The organism is Neorhizobium sp. SHOUNA12A (assembly GCF_023006505.1).
GTDB lineage: Bacteria > Pseudomonadota > Alphaproteobacteria > Rhizobiales > Rhizobiaceae > Neorhizobium.
Genome location: NZ_JALBGV010000116.1, coordinates 1 through 15,004 on the forward strand (window position 1 = coordinate 1; position 15,004 = coordinate 15,004).

12 protein-coding genes and 1 pseudogene are annotated in these 15,004 nt (G+C 62.3%); 6 read left to right on the forward strand and 7 right to left on the reverse strand.

The features are described from left to right. Positions 1-5,528 (reverse strand): hypothetical protein (locus MOV63_RS29525; protein WP_247039190.1); only part of this gene is annotated, 5,528 nt, incomplete at its 3' end. A 608-nt stretch (positions 5,529-6,136) separates the two neighbouring features. Between MOV63_RS29525 and MOV63_RS29530 the strand changes: the two genes are divergently transcribed. Both MOV63_RS29530 and MOV63_RS29535 read left to right on the forward strand, forming a co-directional pair. Beyond that, on the forward strand, positions 6,137-6,505 hold the full coding sequence (locus MOV63_RS29530; RefSeq protein WP_038549175.1) for an Hpt domain-containing protein: 369 nt from the start codon (positions 6,137-6,139) through the stop codon (positions 6,503-6,505). A 133-nt stretch (positions 6,506-6,638) separates the two neighbouring features. Then, on the forward strand, positions 6,639-6,959 hold the full coding sequence (locus MOV63_RS29535; protein WP_038542828.1) for a 2Fe-2S iron-sulfur cluster-binding protein: 321 nt from the start codon (positions 6,639-6,641) through the stop codon (positions 6,957-6,959). Positions 6,960-7,368: 409 nt separating this feature from the next. Here MOV63_RS29535 and MOV63_RS29540 read toward each other — a convergent pair whose 3' ends face one another. Beyond that, complete coding sequence (locus tag MOV63_RS29540; protein WP_405029398.1) at positions 7,369-7,917, reverse strand: DUF922 domain-containing Zn-dependent protease; 549 nt, start codon at positions 7,915-7,917, stop codon at positions 7,369-7,371. A 178-nt stretch (positions 7,918-8,095) separates the two neighbouring features. Between MOV63_RS29540 and folP the strand changes: the two genes are divergently transcribed. Genes folP through folK form a run of 3 tightly spaced genes read left to right on the forward strand, consistent with a single transcriptional unit; the run spans position 8,096 to position 9,847 of the window. After that, positions 8,096-8,971 (forward strand): dihydropteroate synthase, encoded by an 876-nt coding sequence (folP, locus tag MOV63_RS29545; protein ID WP_247039192.1) that lies wholly within the window; start codon positions 8,096-8,098, stop codon positions 8,969-8,971. Further along, a complete protein-coding gene (gene folB / locus MOV63_RS29550; RefSeq protein ID WP_247039193.1) occupies positions 8,971-9,336 on the forward strand; it encodes a dihydroneopterin aldolase in 366 nt (121 codons plus the stop codon). The genes folP and folB overlap by 1 nt, the downstream gene beginning before the upstream one ends. Continuing rightward, on the forward strand, positions 9,320-9,847 hold the full coding sequence (gene folK, locus MOV63_RS29555; protein ID WP_258719342.1) for a 2-amino-4-hydroxy-6-hydroxymethyldihydropteridine diphosphokinase: 528 nt from the start codon (positions 9,320-9,322) through the stop codon (positions 9,845-9,847). The genes folB and folK overlap by 17 nt, the downstream gene beginning before the upstream one ends. A 17-nt stretch (positions 9,848-9,864) precedes the next feature. Here the strand turns inward: folK and MOV63_RS29560 are convergent, their stop codons facing one another. The 4 genes from MOV63_RS29560 to MOV63_RS29575 form a co-directional block, all read right to left on the reverse strand. After that, positions 9,865-10,419, reverse strand: a complete 555-nt coding sequence (locus tag MOV63_RS29560) for a hypothetical protein (RefSeq protein ID WP_038586660.1) — start codon at positions 10,417-10,419, stop codon at positions 9,865-9,867. Between the two features lie 102 nt (positions 10,420-10,521). Next, positions 10,522-11,601 (reverse strand): YcjF family protein, encoded by a 1,080-nt coding sequence (locus MOV63_RS29565; protein WP_247039194.1) that lies wholly within the window; start codon positions 11,599-11,601, stop codon positions 10,522-10,524. After that, positions 11,598-13,067 (reverse strand): YcjX family protein, encoded by a 1,470-nt coding sequence (locus tag MOV63_RS29570; protein ID WP_247039195.1) that lies wholly within the window; start codon positions 13,065-13,067, stop codon positions 11,598-11,600. Before MOV63_RS29570 ends, MOV63_RS29565 begins: the two co-directional genes overlap by 4 nt. Positions 13,068-13,144: 77 nt before the next feature. Then, positions 13,145-13,654, reverse strand: a complete 510-nt coding sequence (locus MOV63_RS29575; protein WP_247039197.1) for a histidine phosphatase family protein — start codon at positions 13,652-13,654, stop codon at positions 13,145-13,147. Between the two features lie 270 nt (positions 13,655-13,924). Between MOV63_RS29575 and dksA the strand changes: the two genes are divergently transcribed. Then, on the forward strand, positions 13,925-14,344 hold the full coding sequence (dksA, locus tag MOV63_RS29580; protein ID WP_007771163.1) for an RNA polymerase-binding protein DksA: 420 nt from the start codon (positions 13,925-13,927) through the stop codon (positions 14,342-14,344). Positions 14,345-14,427: 83 nt separating this feature from the next. Here the strand turns inward: dksA and MOV63_RS29585 are convergent. Continuing rightward, positions 14,428-15,004 (reverse strand): annotated as a pseudogene (locus tag MOV63_RS29585) (flagellar biosynthesis protein FliO); the annotation flags it as partial.

Below are 15,004 nucleotides of genomic sequence, written 5' to 3' on the forward strand. Positions count from 1 at the left end.
ACAGGCTGGGGCTGCGGACGGGCAGGAGCCGGCTGCGGAGCGGGAGCAGGCGCCTGGCGTGGTGCGGAAGCCTCGGAGATTTCGAAGTTCTGCGTCGAACGTCCGACCAGCGCCGAGATGTCCTGTAGTGCCTTGATCTGCTCGGCAACGGCACGCCGCATCGCGGCTGCACTTTCCTTGGCTTCTTCCGGAAGGTCGAAGGCGCCGCGCTTCAGTTCGGTGCGGGTCGTATCCAGCTCGCGGCGGATATCCTGCGCCGAGCGGCGGATTTCGTCGGTTGCGCCGGAGAAGCGGTTGATGGCTTCCTCGACCGATTCCCTCAGCGTATCGCGCAGCTGTTCGGCAGCGCTGCCGGAGCGGGTGGTAGCATCCGACAGCAGCTGTTCGACGTCGCTGAGCGACTGCGAGATGCTGCCGCGCATCCGCTCGGAGAGATCGCGGGTGCGCTTCTCGGCATCGGAGAGCGTCGTCTCGATGGCGTGGTTGGCGTCGCTGCCGGCGCTGATCAGCGCTTCGCGCATTGCATCAGCCGTGACTTCGGCACGATGCTGCGTTTCCCCAAGCGTCCGGCCGATATCGGCAAACGAAGCATGCAGGCTTTCGCGGAGCCGCGAGCCGACCTGCAGCGAACGTTCTTCCGCCCGCTCGAACGCGCTGTCGACGAGGCTCGTCATGCCGCGCATCGTCGTCTCGATTTCCTCGGACCGCTTGACGAGACCGGTCGACAGGTTGCGCAGCGCGTCCTGACGTTCGTCCAGTGTGCTGGCGAGGTTGGACTGTGCTGCACCGAGGAGTTCGGATGCTTCGACAAGCACGCGTGAATGGTCGTCGAAACGGCCGACAAGGCTGCTGACCTGATCGAGCGTGTTGCCGAAGACGTCCGACATACGACCGATATTGTCTTCGAGCATGCGGGTGGAGCCCGAAACGATATCGGCGGAGTTGGTCGCCGACTGCACGAAGCGGTTGGCCGTCACGCTCAGCTTGCGGTCGGCTTCCGAGAGGTGATGGGCGACGGCGTCGGCGGTACTGCCGAGTTCCTTCGCCGTCTCCTGGACCATCGCGGAAATGTTCGAATTGCTTTCCGCCAGCTTGTCGATAAGGCTGTTGACGCTGGCCGACAGGCCCTGTTCGACGTGACGCATGGTGCCGGCGGCACTTTCGGTCCGCTGCGTGATGGCGGCAAGCGTCTCGTTGGTCCGTGCGGCGATCGCATCGACCAGCGCCGAATTCTCGTTGCGGATACGCGCCGTCGACTCTTCCGTGGCGGAGGAAAGCCGCGAGGTCGTTTCTTCCGCGGCAGAGGAAAGCCGTGCCGACGTTTCCTGCGCCGCAGCCGAGAGCAGTTCTGCACCCTGCTGGGCAGCAGTCGTCATCTGTTCGATGGCGTTGCGGCCGGTCGCGGCATATTCCTCGACCATCGGCTTCGCCTTTTCGTCGAGAAGCCGCGTCAATTCAGCCGAGCGACCGGCGAGCATGGAATTCAGGTCACGGGCGCGGGCGTCGAGGGCGGAGTGAATGGCTTCGCCGCGGGCCGCGAGTGCCCGGTCGACGGCGTCCATGGCGCTATCGAGGTGGCTTGCGGTATCGGCGAGCGTGGTGCGGATGCCGTCGCCGCGCGAGTCGAGAGCCTTCTGCGCATCGTCCAGCGCCTCGGAAATTGCCGTTACCTGGCGCTTCACCAGGCTGTCGGCCTCCGCGACCTTGTGGACGATCGCATTGCCGGCTTCGGAGAAAGCGAGCGCTACGGTTGCCGCCTGGCCGGCGAGCCGGTTCTGGGTTTCCGAAATCCGACCGACGATCTGGGTCGAGCGTTCCTCGATTGCCTTGGTGAACTCGGCGTTGCGATTGCTGAGTTCCTCGGTGAATTCGGCGCCGGCACGGGCCAGCACTTCAGCGGAGCGGGTGGCTTCGCTGTCCATGCTCTGGGCTGCGGCGCCGACTGCTTCGCGCAGTGTCGAGGCGAGGCCGACAGCCTTGCTTTCGATGGTCTTGGTGACGTTGTCGAGGCCGATCGTCAGAGCGCGGTCGATCGTGCCGAGGCGTTCCTCGATACGGGCGGTGCGGCCGTCCATGGTGTCGGTGATACGATCCGAAGCCTCGGTGGCCACGCGTTCGAGGTCAGCCGTGCGGTTGGTGAGCGTGGCCGAAAGATTGGCGCCGGCCTCGTCGACGAGCTGGGCAGCCTCGAGAATTTCGCCGCGGATACGGCCTTCGAGCCCGCCGAACGTCGATTCGATGCGGCTGCCGGTTTCCTCGAGTGCGCCCTGAACCCCGCCAACCGTCTGCCGGATGCGGTTGGAGAATGCATCGGCCGAACGGCCGATTTCGCCGGCAGCATCGGAGAGCCGGACGGCAAGCGTCCCGACATTGTCGCGCAGACGTTCTTCGAGAGACTGACCCGCCGTATCGATCGCATCGCGCAGAGCATTCTGCTGGGTTTCGAGCGACATTTCCAGCATTCCGGCACTTGCGGCAATCGAGGTGCCGAGCGACGTCGCCTGATCCTGCATCAGGGTCCCGATCTGGCTCTGTGCATCGCCGAGCGTGGTCGCGATTGAGTTCGTGCGTTCTTCCAGAGTGTCGCGAATCTGTTCGTAGCCGGAGCCGAGTGTCGTTTCCAGCTGCTGGTGGCCAAGGCCGATGGTCGCGGCGATGCGATCCTGCGTCGAGCCGAGAACGGCTTCTACCCGTTCCAGTCCATCCGCCATGCCCGTTTCGAAACGCTGGGCGCCGCTTGTGAGCGCCGTTTCAATACGGCTGGTTGCGCCGCCGACCGTCTGTTCGAGGCGATCGCCGCCGCTTTCGAGAATGCGGGCAAGCTCCGCCGTCCGGTTATCGAGCGACTGGTCGAGATTGACCTGGCTGTCGGCATAGGCGTTGCGGATGGTCTCCGCGCGGGCCGCAAAGGACTGCTCGATGCGGACGTCGGCATCGATGAAGGTATTGGCGATGGCCGTCGACTTTTCGTCCAGCATGCCGGCGAGGCGGTCTTCGCCGAGTGCGAAGGAGGTGGCGATTTCCATCGACTTGTCGTCGAGGATTTCTGCAAGCCTGTCGCGGTTGATGCCGAGCGATTCGTTGATTTCCGAGGTGCGGCGGGCGAGGTCGCCGCTCATGCGCTGTTCGGTCTCCGAAAGCGCACGGGCGATCGATTCCGACTTGTCGTCCAGCATGCCTGCGAGGCGATCTTCACCGAGTGCGAAGGAGGTGGCGATTTCCATCGACTTGTCTTCGAGGATTTCGGAAATCCGCTCGCGATTGGCATCGAGCGACGACTGCATCTCGGACGCACGCCGGCCGAGCTCGTCGCCGATCCGCTGTTCGCTTGTCGCAAGCGTGCGGGAGATGTGCTCCGACTTTTCGTCGAACATGCCGGCCAGCCGCTCCGGCGCACCGGACATCAGTGTTTCGATTGCGGCAGACTTCTGGCTGAGCACCTCGGTCAGATGATCGTGGCTGCCGGAAAGTGCAGCGATGATGGCGCCCGAGCGGATTGCCAGGCTCTGTTCGAACTTGGCCTGGTTTTCGGAAAGCGTACCGAGCAGGCTGCTGCTGCGCTCGGCAAGCGTTGTTTCGATATTCTGATGCGCGTTCGCAAAGCCTGCGTGAAGTTCGCTGGTACCGGAGGCGAATACGCCCTTCAGTTCACCGGTGCGCGAGGCAAGCACATCCTGAAGCTCGCCGGTGCCCGAGGTGAGCACACTCTGGAGTTCGCTGGCGCGTGCGGTGAATGCGTTCTGAAGTTCGGTGGCGCGGCCGCCGATCACGTCGTGAAGTTCGCTGGTTCCGGAGGCGAGCACGCTCTGGAGCTCGGTTGTCCGAGTTCCAAGCACGTCCTGGAGTTCTCCGGTGCGCGAGACGAGCACGGATTGGAGTTCCCCGGTATGCGTCACGAGCGCATCCTGGATTTCGGTAGCGCGGGACGACAGCGTGTCCTGAATTTCGCTGCTGCGGGCCGACAATGCGTCGGACAGTTCGCGCGAGCGACTTCCGAGCATGGAGTCCAGCATTTCCTGGCCGGTGCCAAGCGTCGTCTCGAGCGCAAGCGACTGATCGGTGAGCGAGGAACTGATGCGCTCGACGCTGGACGAGAGAATGTTCTCGATCGCGTCCGAACCGCTGGCCACCGTCTCGTTGATGCGGGCAAGGCTGTCCATCAGCTTGCTGTCGAGCGTGCCGGCGCGCTGGTCGAAGGCGGAGGTGAATTGCGAGATGCTGTCGTCGAAGGTCGTGCTGAGCAGGCCGACGGTCGTCTGCAGGCGCTCTTCGAAGAAGCCGGAGCGCATGTCGAGGTCGAGGACCACGTCTTCGACGGTGCTTTGCAGGCTCTGGCGGAAGGACGAGCTCTTTTCTTCGAGCGAACTGTTGAGTGCCGCAAGGATGCCGCCGAGCGAACCGGTGAGCGTCTGTTCGCTTTCGGCAAGTCCGTCGGTAATTTCCCGGGTCCGGGCAAGCAGGGTCTCGTTCAGCTGGCGGGTGCGGTCCGCAAGTGCTGCGTTGAGCTTTTCGGTATTGGCGTCGAGCGAGGAGGCGCGCGTCTGGAATTCGTTGAGGAGCGCCTGGCCGCGCTGCGAAAGCACGCTGTTGATCGCTTCCATCCGCTCGTCGAACTCGTGGGCGAGTGCGAAGCCGGACGAATTGAGCGTCTGCAGCAGGTTTTCGGTCTTGGTGGTCAGCAGGCTGCCGAGCGCTTCGCCGGCGGCGTTGGATTTCTCCATCAGCGCCGCGCCGCGCGTCTCGATCATCGAGGCGAAGGCTTCGCCGGAGGTTGCCAGGCGAATGGAAATTTCTTCGGTCGCGAGCGAGAGCTCTTCCTTGAGCTGGTCATGGGCCCCGGCGATCGACGAACGGATACGCTCGGCGTGGTTGACGATCGCGTCCCGTTCGGCGCCGAGTTCGTGAACGAGGCCGCGAACGCGCAGTTCATTGTCGGTAAAGCTCCGCTCCAGTGCATTTACTTCCGAATGCACGAGCGTTTCGAGCTCGGCGGCGCGGGCGATGGTGCGCTCGATACCTTCGTTCATCGCCGATACTTCGCGGCGCACGGCCTGACCGACGCTCATGATCCGCTCGGAGGCAACGGTCTCCGGGTCCGAAAGGCGAAGCGCCACCTCGGCCATCGAGCGGGCGGCGGTCCTGAGGTCCTGAGCGCGAGCCATCATGATCGCGAAGGCGAAGAACAGCATGATCGGGACGAAGATGCAGACCGCGAGCGCGACGATGCCGGGCGCAGCCAGAACGCCCTCGACCGAGGTAATCTGCCAGAGTTGGTTGCCGTAGATCATCTGCCCGAGGGCGATACCGCCGATTGCCCAGAGGATCGAGACGATCACCGCATTGCGGATCGACGAGCGCATTGCGCCGCCTTCCAGCGTCCGCAGGATCGCCGTCGAACTGCGCTTCCCCGAATCGTTGGCAGGCTGGAATGTGGGGGATTTGGCAGCGGTTTCAGTAGCGGCCGACCTGTATGATTCGGCGGCATCATCCTGGTATTGGGTCTGACGCGGTTTGTTAGTGTCTGACACTCTTGCCTCCGAGGCATGGGGCACTGATCTTTGACGCGACTGATCATCGTTGAAGTTGATTTTTAGGGCATCTTCCAACGCCTGGAACGCCGTCTCATCGATCGACTCGCTGCTAGGGTTCTTTGCCATGCGGTTACGCCTCGTTACATACTCGCCCGGCAAATCCCATCTGACGCGCTGCCGCCCGCAGACCGACAGATGGAACGCTGCCTGCCGGAAACTCTCCACCCACAAAGCGGATTTCCAGTTTCCTATTCATTTTCAAGTCGGATGGCCGTTCTTTCAAACGGATGATAATGAAAGCTTACCAACCTACCACCCGGGGCAAAAGGACGATATTCCCCGCCACCTTAGGCGTATTGTAGTGGCACATTCGGCCACCCTGCACAATTATGACGCCTGCCTTCGAATGATGCTGTGGAATGTTGTTAACAGAATTTAAACCATGCGAAGATGCAAAACTCCTAAAATCCCGGGAGCTTAGCAGAAATTAACCATATGGGAAGAAACCGGCCCAGATTGTGCCGGAATTTAACGGGATAGCTGCGATTGGCCCGCACAATTCGGGACATTATCAGAAGAACAACAGGGAAAACAGGTTCATGGCAATGGCAGCCGTCAGTATCGCGTTCGAAGCTCCGGAAACCCTCCGAGGCGCTTGCCCCTCGCAGTCCCGTCCGATCGACCTCGTCCATCTCGCGACCCAGACCATGGGCGACAAGACCCTTGAAGTCGAAGTGCTCCAGATGTTTGCACGCCAGGCGCGCCGCGCGCTGCACGATATATCAAGCGCCGACAGCGCCTACGTTGTCGCAGCCGCACACCGTCTGAAGGGCGCTGCCGGTGCGGTCGGCGCCTTCAAGGTTTCCGCCGCTGCCGAGCGCCTTGAAGACAATGCCTCCGACGCCTCCTTGCGGGCTGCGGTCGCTGCTGCAGTCATCGAGGCCGAAAACTTCATCAACAAACTCTGCCGCTGAGCGAATCGTTTGGGCGAGGCGCCGATTGAACAGCCGGCGGCGCCCCGAAATGTTGACTGCGCCGGGCTTTTATTGGAAGACAGCACGCTCAAATAGTGTGCCCTGACCCTTCAACATTCCGGATTTCCCTATCATGACGAAACTGACCATCGTTGCCTTCGACGGAACGCGCTTCGATATCGAAGCCGAGCCAGGCTCCACCGTTATGGAGAATGCGGTTCGCAATTCCGTCCCCGGCATCGAGGCCGAATGCGGTGGCGCCTGCGCCTGCGCGACCTGTCATGTCTATGTCGACGAGGCCTGGACCGAAAAGGTCGGCCCGCCGGCACCTATGGAGGAAGACATGCTCGACTTCGCCTTCGAGGTGAAGCCGAACTCGCGCCTTTCCTGTCAGATCAAGGTCAAGGCGGATCTCGACGGTCTCGTGGTCAACGTGCCCGAGCGCCAGGCCTGATCGTGGCCTGACCGTCATATCCCATCACCTTTCCGGGCAAAAAAAAGCCTCGCTCCGCAAAAGCGGCAAGCGAGGCAAGGCGGGCGCATCACCAGCAGGGGAGGGAGGAAACACCTGCGGCTTGAAGACACGCCAGGAGAACTAAAACGCTGGAAATCAAAAACTCAGGAACACCTGAAGCAACTGCGTTCGACACATCGGTCCGAAACCGGAGGGGCACGCTGATCTTGCGGCTATCTACCTCATCTGCTTCGTTTTTCGAAGCGTTGGTAGGTAAGCTATGTCTTAGGTTATATCCGAGATTCGTATTTTAGACTATCACCATAAATCACCCGTCATTGACAGGGGATGGTGCAAGCTCGGCAAAAGCCTCGCAGCGGTTGGCGGGGCTGATTCTTTAGAGAGCGGATTAATTTCCGGATCGTTTCATGCGGTACTGCAGCAACCGCATCATCCGGGCGTCGAAATTGGCCGCCTCGATCTGGTCGAATCGGAGCTGCTCCCGGTCATGCGCTTCGAGAAGCCGGCGGGTCGTTTCCGCAACTTGTTTTTCCAGCGCGTCGCAGGTTCTGTTGGCAGGTAGACCAAGCAGTTCCCGTTCGAGCTGACGCGCATGGTTGCGGGCGATTTCCGCGTGCCGCTCCTCATGGCGTTTGATGTCCTTCGAGAGCGTATCCCAGATGAAGCCCAGCTCGGCCGTGGCTCGGCCGCGATTGCCCCAGCGGGGCAGGATGATGTGGGTGCGAAGCGTCACCCGTGCACCGCCGACCGAACAGCGGCCACCGCTTTCCACATAGGTGACATCGCCCCCGAACTTGATGTCGGTGGCGCCCGGATGGCGATGGCCGGTCCCGCGAGTGAGAGGGCCGAGGTTTTCCAGTTCCTTGTCGAGATCCTCGGCCGTGCGGCCGCCGATCCGGAAATAGGAATAGGTCTTGTTGATGATCGGCTCTGCCATGGCCGTCGCCGGGATCGCGCAGAGAGGAAGAAAGACGCCGAAAAACCGGCGGACTCTGCGAATGGAGAACATTCTATGGCCTGCGACGTTGAACTTATGGGGACCTTGGGGCATAGCCAGCCTGAGCGCAACACAAAGGCATCAAATTTTGCGTTACCCTTCGACAGACGGCCGGCCGGTGATATCGCAGCGCAACAGCACCTGGCGTGTCGGGCGCGGTCGTGCCCTTGAACTCGGCCGCCAAGGCCAGATTATGGCGATCATCAACATCACGCCTGATTCCTTTTCCGACGGCGGAAAATACGCAAACGTCGATGCCGCGGTGGCTCATGCCCTTTCCTGCGTCCGCGACGGCGCAGCTATTCTCGATATCGGCGGCGAATCGACGAGGCCCGGCGCGGCCGAGGTGTCGGCGGCCGAAGAGCAGGACCGCGCCCTGCCGGTGATCGAAAAACTCGTCGCGGAGACGGATGCGCTGATCTCGATCGATACCTATCGGGCCGAAACCGCCCATCTGGCGATGGCGGCAGGTGCCCATATCATCAACGACGTCCACGGCCTGCAGCGCGAGCCGGAGATCGCCACTGTTGCGGCTCAAACATCGGCTGGCGTCTGCATCATGCATACCGGCCGCGGGCGCGAGCAGGAAAAGCGGCCCGACAGAATCGCCGACCAGGAATTTTTCCTGCAGCAGTCGCTCGAGATCGCTCGTAGCGCCGGCATCTCCGAAGATGCGATCGTGCTGGATCCCGGATTCGGCTTTGCCAAGGACCGTGACGACGACCTGGAATTGATGGCGCGGTTTGCCGAACTGCATAGGCTCGGCTTCCCGCTGCTCGCCGGCACCTCGCGGAAACGCTTCATCGGCGCCCTGACGGGCCGCGAGAAGGCGGGCGAACGCGACGTCGGTACCGCCGCGACGACGGCGATCCTGCGTCTTGCGGGCGCTTCGATCTTCCGTGTCCACAATGTCGCTGCCAACCGTGACGCGCTGGCAATAGCCGACGCGGTTCTCACCGCGGCCTCCGCTCATGAAGAAAGAGAGGGCCTTTGATGGCGACCTACACGATCACGCTGAAGAACTGTGCATTCTACGCCAAGCACGGTGCCTTCGAGCAGGAGGCCACGCTCGGCCAGCGTTTCTTCATCGATGTCGTCATGGACGTGGACGCGGATGAGGCGCTCGAAAACGATGATGTCGCAAGCACGGTGCATTACGGCATCGCCTACGAAATCGTCGAGAAGGTGGTGACCGGTCGCCGCCGTAACCTCATCGAGACGCTTGCCAAGGACATCGGCAAGGCGCTGTGCGCCTGGTCGCCGCAGATTCGCCGGGTGGAGATCACCGTGCGCAAGCCGAGCGTGCCGATCCCCGGCATCCTCGATTACGCGGAGGTGCGTGTTGAGCATTTCGCCTGAAAAGACGTTCGAAGTCGCGGCTCTCGGGCTTGGCGGCAATATCGGCGATCCGCCGTCGTCCATGGCCGAGGCGCTCCGGCAGCTCGATGCGCGCGAAGACTGCCGGGTCGTGGCCGTGTCGAAACTCTATTCGACCCCGCCTTGGGGCAAGACCGACCAGGCGGATTTCTTCAACTGCTGCGTTCTGGTGGAGACTTCATTGGAGCCGGAGGACCTTCTGGACGTCTGTCTGTCGATCGAGCGCGGCATGAAGCGCGTCCGCCTGGAGCGCTGGGGACCACGCACCATCGATATCGACATCCTGACCTATGGGACGCGGGAGCAGAAGACCGAAAAACTGGAAGTGCCGCATCCGCGCATGACCGACCGCGGCTTCGTAATGATGCCGCTTGCCGACATCGCCCCGGATCTTCTGGTGAAGGGAAGGAAAGTGCGAGACTGGCTTGGTGGAACCGACATCGCCGGCATCAAGGTCGCGCGCGACAGCCAGAACTGGTGGCAGAGCGCCTGACGGCGCCCCAGCCAGCCTTATTCTTTAATCGAGCCGACGGCGATCGAATCCATGTCGCGGTCGAGGCTGAGCCCGATCACCGGTACCATCTGGTCTTCGACCTTGATCGAGATGGTGATGTTCATCTTGTTCTCGCCGCGCAGGCTCGCGACCATCGCGCCGTTGAGCTGATTGCGGTTGATGCCCATGACGACCTTGTCGCCGCTGACCGAGCCGGAAATGATGTCCAGTCCCTTGCCCTCGGCGCCATCCAGGAACTTGCCGGTGTAACCGCGGCCGCTCTGGGCGATGGTGGCCGACATCGGTTGCTGAAACACGCCGACACGGCAGGTTCCATCGAGCTTGATGCCGACATCACTGTCCGGGATAGCCGCACCGGTCAAATTGCAGCTGAATTTCGTGCCCTTGTATTTGCCGGCGACGATTTCGCCGGGACCTTTCCAGACGCCGGCGACCGACTGGAAGAATGCCTTGTCGCGCGGAGCGGCTTCAGCCTGCGGCGCCATGGCGGAAGTGGTCGCGACTGTCAGAATGGCGAACCCGCCCAGAAGCGAAAAGAAGCGCGAATACATGAACTTTCCCCTGACGAGCAGCAACTTTAAGTGTCCCGTAATTTAGGGGGGAATGGTTAACGACTGGTGACCATGGCCGGATTTGGGCCATGGTCAACCCTTCTATTGTTCATCTTTTCGCCCGCCGACTGCCGCAATATCCGAGATGAAATCGCTGATTCCGGGCCTTTTCACCGCCCGGAAGGGCAGCGGCCGGCAAAGATCCATGGCGGCGATGCCGATTCGCGCGGTCAAGAGGCCGTTGATCACGCCTTCGCCCAACCGCTTCGAAAGTCTGGAAGCGAGCCCGTGCCCGAGGACCTGTTGCGCAACGCCATCGCCGACGGCGATCGAGCCGGTCACGGCGAGATGGGCAATAACGTCCCGCATCAGTCGCAACAGGCCAAGCGTGCCCGGCCGGCCGCCGTAAAGGTCGGCCATGGCGCGGATCAGCCGCGTTACTTCGAAAAGCACGTAGGCGAGGTCGACAACGGCGCGTGGGCTGATGGCGGTGACGATCGAGACACGTTTGGACGATCCGAGAATGAGAGCACGGGCCTTGCGGTCGAGCGGCGCTAGGAGCTCCCGTTCCGCAAGCTCGATAAGCTGGGGGCCATCGATGATCTCGTCCTTCGTGGCGTCGAGGTTTGCTCGACCCTTGGCGGTCTCCGCCCGGTGACTGAGAAGTTTCGCAAGCGTGGCAACGACGGCACGCGCGGCAGTCGGGCGAGGGGAAAGCGCCGCCTCTTCCGCTTGTGCTTTCAGGGTCTGGACCGCGGAAAGTCGCATCATACCGAAGATCTCGCGGCCGACGATCACGGCAACTGCGACGAGCCCGATGGCAAGTGCTGTGAGCGCTGCATATCCCAACCAGTCGGCACGGGTGAACAGGTCGCGGACGACGCTGTCGGCCCACAGACCGAAGGCGAGCGACAGGAAGGTGCCGAAGGCCGCCGTCGCCAGATTGACGAAGGAGAATTTCTTGCGCGTCCGGGGCTCGGCGACCGGGATGGCCTCCGCGGCGAGTTCGGGCGGCGTCACGAACGGATCCTGTTCGTCGGGCGTTACGACGACGCCGTCCTCGAAGCTGCGCGGGCTGCGGCGAGGGACGGGCAAGGTTTCGTTTCGGGCAGCACTTTCCTCTTCGACCGAGAAAGATGCGGGTCGGCGTTTGCCGTTCTGAGGTGATTCGGGCGGTCTCATGCGAGGCGGTCTCCGAACAGGAATTGCATGGCGCGGTCGAGCCGGATATGCGGTACCGAGAGCTTCATGCCGCCATTCGCCTCTTCGAGCGCCGGTGGGCGAAAGCGCACCACGTTGATCTCCGGGAGCTCCGCATTGACCGAATCCAGCTGCTGAAAAAATGCTTCAGGATCTTCCGGCAAGTCGCCGGGAAATATCGCGGTTTTCTTGTTTCCGTCGAAGCGTTCGCCGTTGATCATCTCGCCCGCAATAGGCGTGCCGACGATGACCGGCAGGAGATGGCTGTCTTCCTTGACGGTCGCCTCGCGGGTAGCGCGCACCGATGCGATCGCCATAACCTCGATGCCGGCGCCGGCCATGCCGATCCGTTTGACGGCGCGATCGACCAGCCGGCCGGTGAGCCGCTCCAGGCGATCATGGCTTTCGTGATGCAGGTGATCCGCCTTGGTGGCCGCGACCAGCACCTTGTCGATCCTGCGGCCGATCAGGGAGGAGAAGAAGCTGTTGTGGCCCGGGCGGAAACAGGCGAGCACATCGGTCAGCGCCCGTTCCAGATCCTGCACCGCTTCGGGACCGCGATTGATCGCCTGCAGCGCGTCGATCAGCACGATCTGACGGTCGAGCCGGGCGAAATGCTCGCGGAAGAACGGCTTGACCACGACGTTCTTGTAGGCCTCGTAACGGCGCTCCATCATCGCCCGCAGCGAACCCTTCGGCGCTTTGGCGTCGGACATGTTCGGCAGCGGCGCGAAGGTCAGCGCCGGCGAGCCTTCGAGATCGCCGGGCATCAGGAACCGGCCGGGCGGCAGGGTCGAAAGCGACCGTTCGTCCGCCTTGCAGGCCCTGAGATAAGCGGCAAAGGCTTCGAAGAGCCGCCTTGCGGTCATTTCGTCAGCCGGGGCGTCCGCATCTATGCCGTTTGCAAGAGCCAACCATTCCCTCGACAACTCCTCGCGGATGCCGGTCCCGGCAAGTGCTGCGGTATTGTCGCTGAAGGTGCGAAAATCCTGCGCCAGCAGCGGCAGGTCGAGCAGCCATTCGCCGGGATAGTCGACGATGTCGATCGACAGCCGGCCGCGGGAAAACATCCGCCCCCAGCCGCTGGCGCTCTGGTAGTCGAGGGTGATCCGCAGTTCCGAGATGGCGCGGGTCGAATCCGGCCAGATGCGGTCGCGCACCAAGGCCTGGATATGGTCTTCGTATTGAAAGCGCGGGATGGCGTCGTCCGGCTGCGGCTCGAGCCGCACGGCGGAGATCCGGCCGGACCGGAACGCCTCGAAGAGCGGCAACCGGCCGCCGTTCAGGAGATTGTGGACGAGGGACGAGATGAACACGGTCTTGCCGGCCCGCGACAGGCCGGTCACGCCGAGCCTGATCGTCGGATGCACGAGGCCCGAGGCACGGTCGGCGAGATTGTCGAGCGCGATGCGCGCGTCATCCGAGAAGCTGGTAAGCGAAGGCGGCAAGGCGTCGTTCCGGGTCCAGAGTTTACGCCTATATAGGAAGCCGGAGCGAGGCCGCAAAGCCGTCGCTTGGGTCCAGTTCAGGCCGTCAGGAAATCGGTCAGTGTCCAGGCTGCATCCGAGCCGGCGACAAAACCGCGATAGTCGAGCACGGCGAGGCCGGCAGGAGGATAGCCGCCGGGGATGGCCGCCACCATCTGGTCGGCGCCGATCAGCCCTTCCAGCACTTCTTCCATGGTCGGGTTGTGGCCGACGAGCATGACCGAGTTGCTGTCGCGCTGTCCGCCAAGAATCGCAAGGTAGGTGCCGAGCGAGCCGTTATAGAGTTCGTCGATGAAGACAGGCTCGATCTCCTCGCTGATCGCGCGGCGGATCGCTTCGGCGGTCTGGCGGCATCGCGTGGCGGTGGAACTGAGAAGGATATCAGGCCTGTAGTTGCGATCGGCGGCCTTGTCGGCAACGATCTCGGCCTGCGCAAAACCCTGATTGTCGAGAGGGCGATCGAAATCGTGCTGTCCCGGCTCCGCCCAGCCGGATTTGGCATGGCGCAGGAGATAGATGCGGGAAGGAGGAGGAGTGATCATCGTCATGCCCGGCACCGCTGTTAAGAGGATGGAAGCGATGGGTACCCTTTCGGCATGAGACTCGTCAACTGCCGCAGATGTTCTGAAATAGCCTCACCGGGCTCGTCCGCCTGTGGAGAAGAGTTTCGGACATTCAGAATAAAAGCTTAAAAAATAGTCGTTTAGCGGATTTTTATGACAGTTTTAAAAATGCCTTAATACTGAGCGCGAGGCTTGAATCCGGATGGGAGGATAGGATATAGAGCGCCGCATGAGATGTTCTTCAGGAGAATCGCGTTGAGTGAGAAGATCGATCTTAGCAATTATGTGCTCTCTGAAAACGACGAGTTCATGAATGCAAACCAGAAAGCGTATTTCCGGGCAAAACTGATCGCCTGGAAAAACGATATTCTGAGAGAAGCGCGCGAAACGCTCGGCCATCTGGCTGAAGAGAGCGCCAACCACCCCGATCTCGCCGACCGGGCTTCCTCCGAAACCGACAGAGCTATCGAGCTTCGAGCCCGTGACCGTCAGCGCAAGCTGATCTCCAAAATCGATGCCGCCTTGCAGCGCATCGAGGACGGCACCTATGGTTACTGCGAGGAAACGGGCGAACCGATCGGCCTCAAGCGTCTCGACGCTCGTCCGATCGCCACACTGTCGATCGAAGCGCAGGAACGCCACGAGCGCCGTGAAAAGGTCTATCGGGACGAATAATTCGCCTGATCAGCCATAAACGAATTCAAGGCACGGTTTTTCCGTGCCTTTTTTCTTGGGCCCAAAATGGCGGGGGCGCCCGCTCACTTGTCGCGGGTGACCGACATTTCACCGAAGATACGGGCGACTTCCGACTGCAGGCTCGGTTCCGGTGTCGCACCGGTGACCGGCGGCACGCCGGGGTTCCTCGGCTGTATCTGACGGCTCGGCTGGGGGATGATGGCCGACTCGCGGGCTGCGAGGTTGTTGGCCATTTCCTCTTCGAGAATCCGCTCGAAATCGCTGCCGAGCTGTTTCGGCTTGTCGGCGGCCGATTGCAGGGCAGGCGGCACGATTGCGGCGCTGACCGGCACGACGCGCGGCTCGGGCGCTTCCTGGAAGACACGTTCGCGGGCGGCATCGAGCACATCGGCGGCTTCGTCGAAAGCCGGAACCTGGAGAGGAGCGGGGGCAGGAGCTGGGCTAGGTGGCGGGGCCGCGGCTGCGAGGGCCGCGATCGGCCGCAACTGTTCGGACTTTACTTCCGGGGCTTGACGGGCGGGCGGTTCGATCCTGGGGGCGGCCACCGGCTCGGCAGCCGCTACATTGTTGGCCATGACAGGCGGGGCTGGCCGCGGAGCAAGGGTGCCGCTCATCGGCATGGGCCCGGTGACGGGAGCT